This is a genomic window from Pseudomonas agarici, from assembly GCF_900109755.1.
Classification (GTDB): Bacteria; Pseudomonadota; Gammaproteobacteria; order Pseudomonadales; family Pseudomonadaceae; genus Aquipseudomonas; species Aquipseudomonas agarici.
In genome coordinates this window covers 168358-182834 of the sequence record NZ_FOAR01000006.1, presented here as the reverse complement: position 1 = coordinate 182834, position 14477 = coordinate 168358, and the positions used below count along the sequence as shown (strand labels likewise).

Here is a 14477-nt window from a genome sequence, read left to right as displayed (position 1 = left end):
CTTAACGGAACGGCGGCTCATCAAAGCTGCGCAGTTTGCGCGAATGCAGCGAATGCAGCTCGGTACGCAGCAGGTCCACCGCCGCGATACCGATCTTCAAATGCTGGCTGACGGCACGTTCATAGAACGCGTTCGCCGAGCCCGGCAGCTTGATTTCGCTGTGCAGCGGTTTGTCGGAGACACAGAGCAACGTGCCATACGGCACGCGCAGGCGATAACCCTGGGCGGCGATGGTGCCGCTTTCCATATCCACGGCCACGGCACGGGACAGGTTGATCAGCGGACGCTCCTGGGCCCAACGCAACTCCCAGTTGCGGTCGTCGTAGGTCAATACCGTGCCGGTGCGCAGGCGCTTCTTCAGGTCGTCGCCTTTTTCCCCGGTGACGTTGGCCGCCGCCTCTTGCAGGGCCATCTGCACTTCGGCCAACGCCGGGATCGGGATATTGGGCGGCACCACCCGGTCGAGAATTCCGTCGCGACGCATATAAGCGTGGGCCAGCACATAGTCACCGATGGTCTGTGATTGGCGCAGGCCGCCACAATGGCCGATCATCAACCAGCAATGGGGGCGCAACACCGCCAGGTGGTCAGTGATGTTCTTGGCGTTGGACGGGCCGACGCCGATATTCACCAAGGTCACACCATGACCATCGTCGGCCTGCAGGTGATAGGCCGGCATTTGGTAGCGGTGCCACACCACCGCCGCAGCGACCGCCTGGGCCTCGGCATAGTCCATGTTCTGGTCGATGATCACGTTGCCCGGCAGAACCATGCGCACGAAGCGCGGGTCGTCGCGCAGTTGTTCCAGACCATGGAGGATGAACTGGTCGACATAGCGGTGGTAGTTGGTCAGCAGAATCCATGGCTGCACATGGCGCCAGTCGCTGCCGGTGTAATGCACCAGACGGCGTAACGAGAAGTCGACACGGGCAGCATCGAACAGCGCCAGGGGCAACGGCGAGGTATTTTCCCAGTCCTGCAGGCCATCGGCGATGCCGTCGGTGGCGGCGGACAGGTCGGTACTGGAGAATACTCGCGCCAGGGCGGCGGCAGTCACGCCAGAGCCGGCCAGTTCATCGCCTTGCTCGACGACATAAGGGTAAGGAATGTTCTGTTGGCTGACGCCGACTTCCACCGTCACGGTGAAATCGCGCATCAACGGCACCAGTTGTTCCAGCAGGTATTTGCGAAACGCCGCCGGGTGGGTGACGGTGACGCTGTAGGTGCCCGGCAACTGGACCTTGGCGTAGGCGCGAGTGGTCGCCGGGACTTCGCCCTGGTAGGTGTAGGTCAGGCGCAGTTCGGGGTAGCGAAACTGCGCGCGTTGTTCGGCACTGGGCTCGATGCGGTCCTTGAGATAACGCTTGAGCGCCTGGCTCAGGGCCGTGGTAGCACGCTCATGGAGTTGCGCCAGGCGGTCTACCGCCTGTTCGGGAGATTGCACGACAATAAAAGCTTCGGTCACGGAGAGCATCCTGTCTTCTGATGTTGCAGACCTTCATCTTGCCTGCAACATCGTCGGACGGAAACAGCGGGTTGTCGTTCACTGCCACAATGTCCGTGTGCTCTCTGCTCAGAAACCCTGCGGCGTCGAGCGGGCGACGATGGCCTCGACATCCACTCCCCGCGGCAAGGTGCCGTAAACCCGGCCACCCGCGCCCAGACGACTGGCGATAAAACCATCGCTGACCGGCGCATTCCCCGCCTCCAGCAATAGCTTGGCCTGCAGCGCCAGGGCAATGTCCTCGGTCAACTGGCGGGCACGGTACTGAATGTCGTGGGTATCGGTAAACGCCAGCTTCAGGTGCTCGATATGCCGGGCCAACCGCTTGTCGCCGTGACCGTCGCCCAGCTCGCTAAACAACACCTCCAGCACGCCCGGCTCTTTCGATAGCGAACGCAGCACATCCAGACACTGCACATTGCCCGAACCTTCCCAGGTCGAATTGACCGGAGCTTCGCGATACAGGCGCGGGAGGATGCTGTCTTCCACATACCCGGCCCCGCCCATGCACTCGGCCGCTTCGTTGATCATTGCCGGCGCCCGCTTGCAGATCCAATATTTACCCACCGCAGTGACCAGCCGGGCGAACTTGCTTTCATGCTCGCTCCCCAGCCGATCAAGCGCCCGCCCCATGCGCAGGCTCAAGGCCAGTGCCGCTTCGCTCTCCAGCGCCAGATCCGCCAGCACGTTGTGCATCAACGGCTGTTCACTCAACACTCGCCCGCCCACCAAGCGATGAGCGCAGTGATGACTGGCTTGGGTCAGCGCCTGGCGCATCAAGGCGCTGGAACCGACCATGCAGTCGAAACGGGTCATTGCCACCATCTCGATAATGGTCGGCACGCCTCGCCCCTCCTCGCCGACCATCCACGCCAGGGCGCCGCGAAACTCCACTTCGCTCGACGCATTGGAGCAGTTGCCCAGTTTGTTTTTCAGGCGCTGGATATAGAACTGGTTGCGGCTGTCGTCGGGACGGTGGCGAGGCAGCAGGAAGCAGGTCAAGCCCTTGTCGGTCTGGGCCAGGGTCAGGAACGCGTCACACATCGGCGCCGAGCAGAACCATTTGTGGCCCACCAGTTCATAGGCTTGGCCTGGGCCGCCAGCCCCCACCGGATACGCTCGCGTGGTGTTGGCCCGGACATCGGTGCCGCCCTGTTTCTCGGTCATCGCCATGCCAATGGTGGCGCCGTTCTTGTGGGCGATACCGATATTGCGCGGATCGTATTCGCTGGAGAGGATGCGTGGCAGCCACTGTTCGGCAATATCCGGCTGCAACTTCAGCGCCGGCACGCAGGCGAAGGTCATGGTCAGCGGACAACCGGTACCGGCCTCGGCCTGGCTGTGCAAGTAGGTCATGGCGGCACGGGCAACATGGGCGCCGTCCTGGGGATCGGTCCAGGGCAATGACGGCAGACCATGCTCAATCGCGGTACGCATCAACTCGTGGTAGGCCGGGTGAAAATCCACCAGGTCCTGGCGATGGCCATAACGATCGTGGCTGACAAACACCGGTTTATTCTGATTGGCCAGGAAACCCGCTGCCATCAGGGGGCCACCGGCCAGCGCTCCGTAGTGATCGATGTGTGCCCGCGCCCAGCCGGCACCGAAGCGTTCCGACCATTCCTGCAGCGGCAGGTCGATACGGTAGAGATTGGTCCCATCGAGCGACGGCGGCTGGTTGGTGACTTCGTGGGTTTCGGCGTATTGATGGAAGTTCATGCTGTCGGGCGCCTCTGGGAAGTTGCCAGGAAGTCCAGTGAATCACGCACGCGACGAGGAAAGAAGTGACATTTTTGCCTAAATATCGGCGCTTTCACCCTCCACCTGATTCAACAGGCGACGCGCCAGCAGGCTTTGCAACTCTTCGAAACGTATTGGCTTGTGCAGGTAGTCGCTAATCCCGGCAACCAGGCAGCGTTCGCGCTCCCCGCCATTGAGCAAATGGTTCAGGGCCAATATCAACAGCGGCGCACAGCCGGACAGGCTGCACAACTGGCCGCACAAAATCGTCCCGTCCGACTGATCGGCGGAACAATCGAGCAGCAAGGCATCCACCGCTTCGCCCCGTAGGATATCGATTGCCGCCCGCGGGTTATCGGTCGTCAGCACGCGATAGCCGAGCTTGAGCAGCATCCCGCGAACCACCAACTGGCTGACAGCGTTGCCGTCCACCAGCAACACCGTGCATTCTCGCGGGCGACGCGGTGTCGAGCAAGCGGCTCGGTTAACGCGGGGGCTCAACACTTCCAGAGCGACCTCGATCTGGAACCGGCTACCCTCTCCCGGTGCGGATTGATGGGTCAGGCGCCCGCCTAGCAACCCAATCAACTGTCGGCAGATTGCCAGGCCGATGCCCAGGCCACCGTACTCGCGAGTCGTCGACCCATCGAGCTGGAAGAAACGCTGGTACAGCGTCGCCTCGTCCAGATCGGTAAAGCCGATGCCGCTGTCGATCACGGCGAAGGACAGGGTCAATTGCGCTGGCTGCGCCGAATGACCGATCACCCGCAGCACGAGCCCACCTTCATGGGTGAATTTGATGGCGTTGTCCAGCAGGCACTCCAGGCAACGGGCAATTTTCGTCGCGTCGCCATGCAGGCTATCAGGCAGATCGTCGTCCACCTCGACGGTAAAGTGCAGGCCTTTTTTTTGCACATTGGCGGCAAACTGCTCCCGCAGTTCCTCAAGCAACTCGCGCAGGCTGAATGTCTGCGGGTAGACCTTGAGACGCCCGGCCTGTAACTCGGTCAGGGTGAGGATACCGTTGACCATGCGCATCATCTCCCGCGCGGAGCCCGCGGCGGTCCGCTGGTATTGCTCCAGTTCCGGGTCCAGCTCCACGGTCTGCATCAGTTCCAGCGAGCCGATAATGCCATTCATCGGCGTGCGCAGTTCGTGGGTGACAGTGGCCAGGAATTCATCCTTCAGGCGATTGCTGTTGGCCAGCTCCTGGTTCAACACCTCCAGTTTTTGTCCGGAGCCCAGCAACGTCTGGGCCTGTTGCTCGCGCATCGCATTGATCCGGTCGGCCAACGCCATGGACAGCAGACCGACCTCCAGGGCCGAGCCGATCTGGCTGGCGTACATCGTCAGGAACACGTTCGGCAAGTAACCGAGCACCATCAGCGTATTGACCAATCCACCCAGCAGGAACGCCGACCAGGCGATGATGAAATAGCGCGCCGCCCGCTGGCCGTGACGCCAGGCACTGATCCCAGCGTAAAAAATCGTCACGGTGAAGGCCAGGGCCAGGGCTGTCGCCAGGCGCAATGCCAACGCATAACCGGTCATCAGCGACAAGGCCATGACCAGCGCACCGAACGCCATCAGCAGCAACAGCAGGCGGTCCAGCCAGCGACTGTGGGCCGCCGTATGCAAGAAGCTGCGGGCGAACTGGCAACCGAAGAGCCCTGCGCAACCGATCAGGAACGGTGTTGCGGCGTTGGCCCACCAGGGGTTGTTCGGCCAGAAGTACTGCACCGCTGCACCGTTGACCGATAGTTGGTAGAAGCCGAACGAGGCAATATAGAAGATGTAGTACAAATAACTGGTGTCACGCACGCTGAGATAGATGAACAGGTTGTAGACCAACATCCCCAGCAACACGCCGTAAATCAGCCCGAGGGCGTACAACCGCACCGGCTGCTCTTCCAGGTAAGCCTGGCTCGACCACAAGCTCAGCGGTGCCTGGACCGATCCCTCGGTTTGCAAGCGCAGATAGACGGTTTTGCTTTCACCGGGAGCAAAGTTGAGCTCGAACAGGTAATTGTTCTGCTTGATCGACCGGCTGGCGAAGGGCAGCTCATCACCTGTGCGCTGGGCCAGGCGGTACTCGCCGTCGACGTCCGGCAGATAAAGGTCGATGTGGTCCATCGGCGGATAGGCCATTTCCAGCAACCAGGTGCGCTGCGCGTCGGTTTTTTTTGGTTTGTAGGTCAGGTCGACCTTGAGCCAGAACGCCGATCGCGAGTAGCCCCCGTTGAGGGTGTCCTTGTCATGGCGACGGAACTGGCCGGCCTTGGCAGGTGCGCTGATGTCCGCGATATCGGCCTGGCCGCTCGCGTCTTCGAACACTTGCATGACCCGACCCAGGGGCAGGTTCTGAGTGGACTCATCAAACTCGACCGCGCTCGCCATCAGCGGCAGCCAGCTCAATAACATCATCAGCAGATAACGCATAGGGCCCCAGCATGGCCAGTCTGGTCGCGTCAGGAGCCCCTTTTCCCTTTGAGACGACGTGAAACCGCAAGGCCTGTTATTCGTTTGGACTCACTCTAACATAGCCACTAATGGCCAAAGCACACCATTGAAAACTTTTATTCAAAGGCTCTAGAACAGGCGCATTGGCGATCAAATGGTCTCGGCGAGTACGGGGATCGGTCGCAACGGACAACGTTTCGGGACTGAAATGCCAGGCTCTGCCGAAGATTCCGAAAAAGCCGTTTGGTGGTAAGCTCGCGCACCATGAATATCTACAGCTCTCGTCCCGTTGTCCTCTGTCTCTCCGGCCATGATCCCAGTGGTGGCGCTGGCCTCCAGGCAGATATCGAGGCCCTGCTCGCCCAGGGTTGCCATGGCGCTGGCGCCGTCACCGCGCTGACCGTGCAAAATACGGTCAATGTCAGCGATTTCCGTGTCCTTGATCGCCAGTGGGTACTGGCCCAGGCCAACGCGGTGCTCGAGGATTCGACGGTGGCGGCGGTCAAGCTGGGGATGCTCGGCTCCCTGGAAATGGTCGACACCGTGGTCGAACTGCTCAAGGCACACCCGCACCTGCCGGTGATCTGCGATCCGGTACTGCGCGCCGGCGGCGGTGGTCGCCTGGGCAAGGACGAGGTCGGTTACGCCATGCGCCAGTACCTGCTGCCACTGGCGACGATCGCCACCCCCAACCTTCCCGAAGCCCGCATCCTGGCCGGACTGCCCGAAGGCAGCGCCGATGAATGCGCGGAAACACTCCTGCCATTCTGCCGACACCTACTGATCACCGGCGGCCACGGCGATGAAGAAGACATCCACAATCGCCTGTACAGCCGTGACGGCACCCGTCAGACCTTCAAATGCCAGCGCCTGCCTGGCAGTTATCACGGCTCCGGCTGCACCCTGGCGAGTGCTCTGGCCGGCCGTCTGGCCCTCGGTGAAAGCCTGGTCAGCGCCGTGCAATCGGCATTGAATTACACATGGCGCACCTTGCGCGACGCCGAACGGTTGGGCCAGGGACAATTTGTGCCGCGCCGCCTGCCGCTGGATTTCTGCTCATAACGGCTCATTACGCCAGGGCAGGCAAACCTGTGCTACAAACTCTGTGTTCGTAACGCTTCGAGGCCGAACCGATGAAACTACGTGGCCTGTACGCCATCACCGATAGCCAGTTGCTGGCCGGCAAGCTCCTGTCCTACGTGGAAGCTGCGCTGGAAGGCGGGGTGACGCTGTTGCAATACCGCGACAAAAGCACCAACGAGGCTCACCGCCTACGTGAAGCCGAGGCGCTACGCCAACTCTGCGAACGCTACCAGACCCGGCTGATCATCAACGATGACGCCGAACTCGCCGCACGCCTCGAGGTGGGCGTACACCTGGGCCAGACCGATGGCCCGTTGACGCCCGCCCGGGCCTTGCTCGGCAACAAGGCCATCATCGGCGCCACCTGCCACGCGCAGTTGGAACTGGCCGAACAGGCCGCCCAGGAAGGCGCCAGCTACGTGGCCTTCGGACGCTTTTTCCATTCCAACACCAAGCCCGGAGCCCCGGCGGCAGATATCGCGCTGCTGGAACGGGCTCGCCCGGCGTTGCACCTGCCGATCTGCGTCATCGGCGGCATCACGCTTGACAACGCCGCGCCGTTGGTAGCCCACGGTGCCGACCTGCTGGCGGTGATCCACGGCCTGTTCGGTGCCGAGAACGCCCAGCAAGTAACGCGTCGCGCCCGCGCCTTCAATGCCCTCTTCACTTCATGATTTTTGAGAGCCCGACCATGTCTCGTTCCGAAACACTGTTTGCCAACGCCCAGAAACATATTCCCGGTGGCGTGAATTCGCCCGTTCGCGCATTCAAGAGCGTCGGCGGCACCCCGCTGTTTTTCAAGCATGCCGAAGGGGCCTACGTCACCGACGAAGACGACAAACGTTATGTCGATTATGTCGGTTCGTGGGGCCCGATGATTCTCGGCCACAGCCATCCGGATGTGCTGGACGCGGTGCGCCGCCAGCTTGAACACGGCTTGTCCTACGGGGCACCGACCGCCATGGAAACCGAGATGGCCGAGCTGGTCTGCTCGATTGTGCCCTCGATGGACATGGTGCGCATGGTCAGCTCCGGCACCGAGGCGACCATGAGCGCGATCCGCCTGGCCCGTGGCTTTACCGGCCGCGACAGCATCATCAAGTTCGAAGGCTGCTACCATGGCCACTCCGACAGCCTGCTGGTCAAGGCCGGCTCAGGCGCCCTGACCCAAGGCGTACCAAGCTCGGCCGGCGTACCGGCAGCCTTCGCCAGACACACCTTGACACTGCCATTCAACGACATCGACGCGGTGGCCAAGATGCTTGGCGAAGTCGGCCAGGACGTGGCCTGCATCATCGTCGAGCCGGTGGCCGGTAACATGAACTGCGTGCCACCGGCTCCGGGATTTCTCGAAGGCCTGCGCAGCCTGTGCGACCAGCATGGCGTGGTATTGATCTTCGACGAAGTGATGACCGGCTTTCGCGTCGCCCTCGGCGGTGCCCAGGCCTATTACGGCGTGACTCCGGACCTGAGCACCTTCGGCAAAATCATCGGCGGCGGCATGCCCGTCGGCTGCTTCGGCGGCAAGCGCGAAATCATGTCGCATATCGCCCCCTTGGGCCCGGTCTACCAGGCTGGCACTCTTTCCGGCAACCCACTGGCCATGGCCGCTGGCCTGACCACCCTGCGCCTGATCAGCCGTCCGGGCTTTCATGCAGAACTGAGTGACTACACCACACGCCTGCTCGACGGCCTGCAACAGCGCGCCGCTGCCGCCGCAATCCCGTTCGTCACCACCCAGGCCGGTGGCATGTTCGGCCTGTATTTCAGCGAAGCCGAGGACATCGTTACCTTCGACGACGTGATGAGCAGCGACGCGCAGCGCTTCAAGCGCTTTTTCCACCTGATGCTCGATGGCGGTGTCTACCTGGCTCCGAGCGCCTTCGAGGCCGGTTTCACTTCAATCGCCCACGGCGAAGCCGAGCTGAAATTGACCCTGGATGCCGCTGAACGCGCCTTCGCCGCACTGAAATAAACGCCCGATCCGACGCCGCTTGCAGCCGGCGTCGGTTTTCCCACCTAAACTTCCCTGGTTTCTTCTCGTCATCTAACCCATTACTTGCAAAACAAGGCGATATAACCGCCCACGCAGCAGAAAAACGAGTAAAGACTTTGTAAGGTGGCCCCCGCTTATTTCATAATGCGCACCATACACATCCCCTGGCCGGGTACGCCCGCCCTTCAGAGGTACGTCGATTCCCATGAACCGCACCGGCCGCGCCCTTTCACTGGGCTGCCTGTTGCTCCTTCAGCCGCTGCTGGCACATGCAGGCGGTAACTCGTTGTTGATCCCGGCGATGGGGCGCTGCGCCCTTAATACCCAGCCCCAGGATCTCGCCGAGGCCCTGGCAGCCTGTGAACAGGCTGCCCAGGGTGGTGATGCGAAGGCGCAATACGAGTTGGGTGAGTTCTATTACGACGGCAAGAATGCGCCGCGCGACCTTAACAAAGCCCTGAACCTCTTCGAACAGGCCTCGCTGCAAGGCCATGCCCAGGCGCAATTTCAGCTCGGCAGCATGTTCTACAAGGGCGAAGGCGTGCCGGCCAACAATATCCAGGCCTATATCGTGCTGAAGATGGCGGCGGTCAATGGCGCCGAAGACGCCCTGGACACCGCCGATGAAGTCGCCGCGCAGATGCCACGGGACGAGCTGGAAATGGCGACCCAGGTACTGGGACAGATTTTCCGCAAATACTTGCTGGAACTACAGACAGCCGACGGGCGCACGCCGTTCTCACCGCTGCCCTGAATACCCTGGCTGTAACGATCGGTTCGTCGCCATGCCGTGCAGACCACGCCCGCGCCACACTGAGTCCGAACCAAGCCCTGATAGTGGGCACAATCGACAGACCGAGGGAGCGGGCCTGTGCGCGAAAAAGAGGTGCGCCAGGCTTGGTTATTTTTCAGGCATCGGCATCGGAAACGGCATGACGTTGCTCACGCCCCGGGCCTCGCTGATCTTTGGCGTGCCCAGGCGCTCGACCTCATCGATCCGCACGATCGAGTGCATCGGCACGAAGCTGCGCACCACTCCTTCGAACTGGGCCTTGAGTTTTTCCTCGCCCGGATCGACCACCAGTTGCGTGCGCTCGCCAAAAACGAATTCTTCGACTTCCAGAAAGCCCCACAGATCGCTCTGATAGATCTGCTTGGCGTACATTTCGAACACCTGGCCCTGGTTGAGGAAAATCACCTTGTAGATCGGGGCTTCACGTTTGGTCATGGTGGGCGGACAACACATCGGGGATATAAAAGAGGGCGCAGACTATAGCATAGCCACCGGGCACACCGTGGGCGATCATGATGCCAACGGCACACATCGGCGTCGGTGACTTGGATTCGGTCGATTTTGTAAACCTTTCTCCTCAGAAGACCTGCTGAAAATCGCAACAGTGATGCATGGATCATGGTGGTTGGCTATCCCGGGATCTCGAAAACGCAGAACGTGACGATCGTCGGGAACACCGGCTACTGGCCAGTGTGGTGAGTTCTATCAGCCCATTTCGAATGCTCCTGGCCCTGGCATCGAACCGAAGGCAAGAAATCGCCAGGATGTATTTAACCGCGAACCATCTCGCCCTCCGCTCGCCGTTGTCCGGTGCAAGGGACAGCAAAAGGTAGTTGTCGAACGGACGCAATCAAATAAATGTTGAAGGCAACGCGGTGTTGATCAAGCCGCTTATTTGCGGGTCAGTATTTTTCGGAAGTGTCCTACTTACATTCAACAACCAACGTTGTAGGGTCGACTTGGGCTAAGCACATTCTCTTACTGATTATGAGGCAGGATTATAAAAATGCATATGTCGGCGTCCTTGTTGCATACCCACCGAGTCTCTTCTGAGCTTCTCCACACTTTGGGCAAATGGCCTTTATCTCGGGCAGCCGCTTGCCGATTGCGAACAGCCTGCCTGACAGCTTTTCACTAATAGCGGGCTTAGCTTAAAGCTCACTCGCCCATCGCTATGTATCGCGTGATCGTCGAAGTGGAGAAAAACTAAATGAGTGATGGTTATTTTATCGGCCTGGGTGACAAAACCACCTGCGGCGGGGAAGTTCTGGATGGTGACGAGAGAATCAATATGTTTGGCGTCCTGCATGCCTGCGAAGGTGATCGGGTCTCATGTGGAAAGGACGGAAAGACTTATCGGATCGTCGGTGGCGTTTCCCATATGAATAGCCATGGTCGGCTGATGGCTGGCACGCTGGATAGCCACAGCGATTGCCCCTGCAAAGCCAAACTGATCCCCTCGGTTCTGACGGCTTGCTATCGTAATGGCCCCGCAACCAGCCGAGTCGCCGAGCAACCGGCCTCTTCAGCAGCTACCAGCCGCTCGCCAGCGCCGCTTAAATATGTTTTCTCTCCTCCAAGCCCTCCAGCCCCAGGGATATTCAGCCGCGTGGAGCCCCAGGAGCCGGGTTTCCATGTAGTGCCCAAAAGCATGACCCGCGAGGCACTGGAGGCCACGCTGTTCCCCACGCCCGACTCGGCGGTGATGCGCAAGTTTCGGGCGCTCAACCCTTATCGTGGCGACGTCAAGGCTGGTTCGCTGATCGTCCTTGGCGATCCGAACAACCTGCTCTGTACCCGCGAAGAGGCGCAGTTGATGGCGGCGGCGCAAGCGGTGCATGCCGAGCTGGAACCCCTGACACCGGAACAAGCCGACTTCATGCAGCGCCACAGTGTCGAAATTGCCAGTTTTGCCGGCCATGCTTCAATCTGGCTAGGCGTCAGCACGATGGTAATGGAAAGGCACCTGAGCGGCCTGCGCGACACCCTCCAAGCGATGGAGCGCTTGCATCAGCAAAGCTATCGTCAGCACGGCCACCTTAAGTCGCCGCAATTCTTCGCCGAGCGCCGGCATCTGCTCAGCCAGTTGGATGCCCACCTGCTGAACTCCACTCGCCTGCGTGGTCAGACCAGCCTGGGCGATCACCCCAAACTGAAGACAGCTCTGGGTATTTCCAACCGAAGTCTGGTACATCACTGGGACAAGGCCGGTGCACCGGGACAGATACCCGGTTATGCCACGCATGTGAATGCCACCAGCCGTGCTGTTCAGTATATGAAAACAGGCGGTTATATCGGTATTGGCATTGGCGGCGTGTCCTCGGTGCTGGCTATTCAGGAGGTGTGTAACAGTGGCTCCGTAGCGGCTTGCGAGAAGATCAGGTTTACTGAAGGAGGGAAATTCGGGTTGTCCACCGTTGGTGGTTTTATTGGTGGAAGGATAGCCCAATCTGCCAGCGCTCCGATCTGCGTGGCGCTTGGTGCCTCTACAGGTGTAGGGGGTGTCGCCTGTTTCGCGGTCTTAGTCGGAACTGGCTCGTGGGTAGGTACGACAGTCGGTGGTATGGGGGGCGAATACATGGGTGAGAAAATTTACGAAGCTACACAGCCATGACCAGCATCGATACATGGCCTTCGTGGATTGCAATCATTGTCACCGGAGGTCCAGGTTTGCTCGGACTTGCAAGTATTGCATTTAGCCTGTATTTGAGCCGCCGCCATCTGGACGCTATAAAGGAGGCGTTGAAGAACAGCCGTTATATTTATATATGGGGGCCGAGATTGGGGAATCGAGGGCTGATTTGGTCTCTCCTGGAGATTGCAAAAATCACAGGAATGATCATGATGCCAAGGGCATCACTGCGCATCGGCGAGTTGGATCCAGTCGATCTTGAAAATTTTCCCTCTCACCTTAAACGTCTACTGAAAATCGACTTCGCGATAATGATGGGCAGTGGTATTTGGATGGTAATTGTATATGTACTGTTGAAATTTAAATAACCTGATGCACGACTATTCAAAATTGAAAACAGCCCTGGGTATTTCCAACCAAAGTCTGGTGCATCACTGGGACAAGGTTGGTGCGCCGGGGCAAATACCCGGTTATGCCACGCATGTAAATGCCACCAGCCGTGCTGTTCAGTATATGAAAACAGGCGGCTATATCGGTATTGGCATTGGCTGCGTGTCCTCGGTGCTGACTATTCAGGAGGTGTATAACAGTGGCTCCGTAGCGGCTGAGAAGGTCGGGTTTACTAAGGAAATGCTGATCTATTCTGTTTTCGCCCAGGGAACACCCTTCAAACCTTAATTTACCTGAGGTGCCCAAACACAGTTGATAGGTTGTCAATGAGCATGGCGAGCCTGTTTTCAACGCCACACGGGCCAGCGCAGATACATTTCATACAGAGCCTAGGAAGTGACCGCGATGCCCCTTATAATGCGCGGTTCTCTGAATCACTTGATGAAACCCCATGGCCAAGAAGCTTTATATCGAAACCCACGGTTGCCAGATGAACGAGTACGACAGCTCGCGCATGGTCGATCTGCTGGGCGAACATCAGGCCCTGGAAGTCACCGATCGCGCTGAAGACGCGGACGTTATCCTGCTCAATACCTGCTCGATCCGCGAGCGCGCCCAGGACCGGGTCTACTCCCAGTTGGGCCGCTGGCGCGAACTGAAGCTGGCGAACCCGGAGATGGTGATCGCCGTCGGCGGCTGCGTTGCCAGCCAGGAAGGCGCGGCGATTCGCGACCGCGCCCCCTATGTCGACGTGGTCTTCGGCCCACAGACCTTGCACCGCCTGCCGGAAATGATCGATGCCGCGCGCCTGACCAAACTGCCGCAGGTTGATGTCTCGTTCCCGGAAATCGAAAAATTCGACCACCTGCCCGAGCCGCGCATCGAGGGGCCCAGCGCCTATGTGTCGGTGATGGAAGGTTGCAGCAAGTACTGCACCTTCTGCGTGGTGCCCTATACCCGCGGTGAAGAAGTCAGCCGACCGTTCGACGACGTGATCGCCGAAATCATCCACCTGGCCGAGCACGGCGTGCGCGAAGTGACCCTGCTGGGACAGAACGTCAATGGCTATCGCGGCACCACCCATGACGGGCGCCTGGCCGATCTGGCGGAACTGATCCGGGTGGTCGCCGCCGTCGACGGCATCGAGCGCATCCGCTACACCACCTCCCACCCGCTGGAGTTCTCCGACAGCCTGATCCAGGCTCACGCCGAGGTGCCCGAGCTGGTCAAGCACCTGCATCTGCCCGTGCAATCGGGCTCGGACCGGATTCTCGCGGCGATGAAACGCAACCACACCGCGCTGGAATACAAATCCAAGCTGCGCAAACTGCGCGCCGCCGTGCCGGGGATCTGCATCAGTTCGGACTTTATCGTCGGTTTCCCTGGCGAAACCGAGAAGGACTTCCAGCAGACGATGAAGCTGATCGAAGACGTGGGTTTTGACTTCTCCTACTCGTTCGTCTACAGCCAACGCCCCGGCACCCCCGCCGCGGACCTTGTGGACGACACGCCAGAGGCGCTGAAAAAACAGCGCCTCAATGTCCTGCAACAGCGCCTGAACCAGCAGGGTTTCGAGATCAGCCGACAAATGGTCGGCTCGACCCAGCGCATCCTGGTGACCGATTACTCGAAAAAGGACCCCGGTGAACTGCAAGGCCGGACCGAGAATAACCGTATCGTCAACTTCCGCTGCGACAATCCACAACTGATCGGCCAGTTCGTCGACGTCCATATCGACGCAGCCCAACCCCATTCACTGCGCGGCTCGATGCTTCAATGAGCGCGTGTGGCGAGGGGCGTTCAGCGCTCATAAGCGCTTTCGTACCCGAGCCGCTAGCGTTATCCTTGAATCCATATCCATTGCCATAGGGCGGCTAAA

At 59.9% G+C, this 14477-nt stretch carries 12 protein-coding genes; 8 read left to right on the top strand and 4 right to left on the bottom strand.

Features of this window, described 5'->3' with window-relative positions; all coding sequences use genetic code 11:
• Position 1: 1 nt before the first annotated feature.
• From amn to BMX68_RS08105, 3 genes are all read right to left on the bottom strand, one after another.
• Positions 2–1474, bottom strand: coding sequence for an AMP nucleosidase (gene amn / locus BMX68_RS08115; protein WP_169316092.1), 1473 nt, complete (start codon positions 1472–1474; stop codon positions 2–4).
• A gap of 99 nt (positions 1475–1573) precedes the next feature.
• Complete coding sequence (locus BMX68_RS08110) at positions 1574–3223, bottom strand: acyl-CoA dehydrogenase family protein (protein WP_017131441.1); 1650 nt, start codon at positions 3221–3223, stop codon at positions 1574–1576.
• 78 nt (positions 3224–3301) lie between these two features.
• Entirely contained in the window at positions 3302–5683 is a 2382-nt protein-coding gene (locus BMX68_RS08105; RefSeq protein ID WP_017131440.1) for a hybrid sensor histidine kinase/response regulator, read from the bottom strand.
• A gap of 285 nt (positions 5684–5968) precedes the next feature.
• Here BMX68_RS08105 and BMX68_RS08100 point away from each other — a divergent pair, with 285 nt between their 5' ends.
• From BMX68_RS08100 to BMX68_RS08085, 4 genes are all read left to right on the top strand, one after another.
• Positions 5969–6766: a hydroxymethylpyrimidine/phosphomethylpyrimidine kinase gene (locus BMX68_RS08100; protein WP_017131439.1), complete on the top strand. Its 798-nt coding sequence runs from the start codon at positions 5969–5971 to the stop codon at positions 6764–6766.
• A 71-nt stretch (positions 6767–6837) separates the two neighbouring features.
• Positions 6838–7461 (top strand): thiamine phosphate synthase, encoded by a 624-nt coding sequence (gene thiE / locus BMX68_RS08095; protein WP_017131438.1) that lies wholly within the window; start codon positions 6838–6840, stop codon positions 7459–7461.
• 17 nt (positions 7462–7478) lie between these two features.
• Positions 7479–8762 (top strand): glutamate-1-semialdehyde 2,1-aminomutase, encoded by a 1284-nt coding sequence (gene hemL / locus BMX68_RS08090; protein ID WP_017131437.1) that lies wholly within the window; start codon positions 7479–7481, stop codon positions 8760–8762.
• Positions 8763–8988: 226 nt separating this feature from the next.
• Positions 8989–9537 carry a tetratricopeptide repeat protein gene (locus BMX68_RS08085; RefSeq protein ID WP_017131436.1) on the top strand — a complete coding sequence of 183 codons (549 nt, stop codon included), beginning with the start codon at positions 8989–8991 and terminating at the stop codon, positions 9535–9537.
• A gap of 147 nt (positions 9538–9684) precedes the next feature.
• On the opposite strand, the gene BMX68_RS08080 is transcribed toward BMX68_RS08085, so the two are convergent.
• Complete coding sequence (locus BMX68_RS08080) at positions 9685–10011, bottom strand: DUF1820 family protein (protein ID WP_003236992.1); 327 nt, start codon at positions 10009–10011, stop codon at positions 9685–9687.
• Between the two features lie 775 nt (positions 10012–10786).
• On the opposite strand from BMX68_RS08080, the gene BMX68_RS08075 reads away from it, so the two are divergent.
• The 4 genes from BMX68_RS08075 to miaB all read left to right on the top strand — a co-directional run bounded on the left by BMX68_RS08075 (position 10787) and on the right by miaB (position 14378).
• On the top strand, positions 10787–12190 hold the full coding sequence (locus BMX68_RS08075) for a PAAR domain-containing protein (RefSeq protein ID WP_074862017.1): 1404 nt from the start codon (positions 10787–10789) through the stop codon (positions 12188–12190).
• The gene (locus tag BMX68_RS08070; RefSeq protein WP_017131434.1) at positions 12187–12576 is read left to right on the top strand and encodes a hypothetical protein; all 390 of its coding nucleotides are present in this window, start codon (positions 12187–12189) and stop codon (positions 12574–12576) included. The genes BMX68_RS08075 and BMX68_RS08070 overlap by 4 nt, the downstream gene beginning before the upstream one ends.
• Before the next feature lie 4 nt (positions 12577–12580).
• Positions 12581–12886, top strand: a complete 306-nt coding sequence (locus tag BMX68_RS08065) for a hypothetical protein (RefSeq protein ID WP_017131433.1) — start codon at positions 12581–12583, stop codon at positions 12884–12886.
• Positions 12887–13049: 163 nt separating this feature from the next.
• Positions 13050–14378 (top strand): tRNA (N6-isopentenyl adenosine(37)-C2)-methylthiotransferase MiaB, encoded by a 1329-nt coding sequence (gene miaB / locus BMX68_RS08060; protein ID WP_017131432.1) that lies wholly within the window; start codon positions 13050–13052, stop codon positions 14376–14378.
• Positions 14379–14477 lie beyond the last annotated feature (99 nt).

Bases quoted from the DNA above. Each gene is read 5' to 3' on its own strand.
- thiE (WP_017131438.1), top strand. From the start codon at position 6,838: ATGAAACTACGTGGCCTGTACGCCATCACCGATAGCCAGTTGCTGGCC.
- BMX68_RS08065 (WP_017131433.1), top strand. From the start codon at position 12,581: ATGCACGACTATTCAAAATTGAAAACAGCCCTGGGTATTTCCAACCAA.
- miaB (WP_017131432.1), top strand. From the start codon at position 13,050: ATGGCCAAGAAGCTTTATATCGAAACCCACGGTTGCCAGATGAACGAG.
- BMX68_RS08100 (WP_017131439.1), top strand. From the start codon at position 5,969: ATGAATATCTACAGCTCTCGTCCCGTTGTCCTCTGTCTCTCCGGCCAT.
- BMX68_RS08080 (WP_003236992.1), bottom strand. From the start codon at position 10,011: ATGACCAAACGTGAAGCCCCGATCTACAAGGTGATTTTCCTCAACCAG.
- amn (WP_169316092.1), bottom strand. From the start codon at position 1,474: ATGCTCTCCGTGACCGAAGCTTTTATTGTCGTGCAATCTCCCGAACAG.
- BMX68_RS08110 (WP_017131441.1), bottom strand. From the start codon at position 3,223: ATGAACTTCCATCAATACGCCGAAACCCACGAAGTCACCAACCAGCCG.
- BMX68_RS08070 (WP_017131434.1), top strand. From the start codon at position 12,187: ATGACCAGCATCGATACATGGCCTTCGTGGATTGCAATCATTGTCACC.
- BMX68_RS08075 (WP_074862017.1), top strand. From the start codon at position 10,787: ATGAGTGATGGTTATTTTATCGGCCTGGGTGACAAAACCACCTGCGGC.
- BMX68_RS08085 (WP_017131436.1), top strand. From the start codon at position 8,989: ATGAACCGCACCGGCCGCGCCCTTTCACTGGGCTGCCTGTTGCTCCTT.
- BMX68_RS08105 (WP_017131440.1), bottom strand. From the start codon at position 5,683: ATGCGTTATCTGCTGATGATGTTATTGAGCTGGCTGCCGCTGATGGCG.
- hemL (WP_017131437.1), top strand. From the start codon at position 7,479: ATGTCTCGTTCCGAAACACTGTTTGCCAACGCCCAGAAACATATTCCC.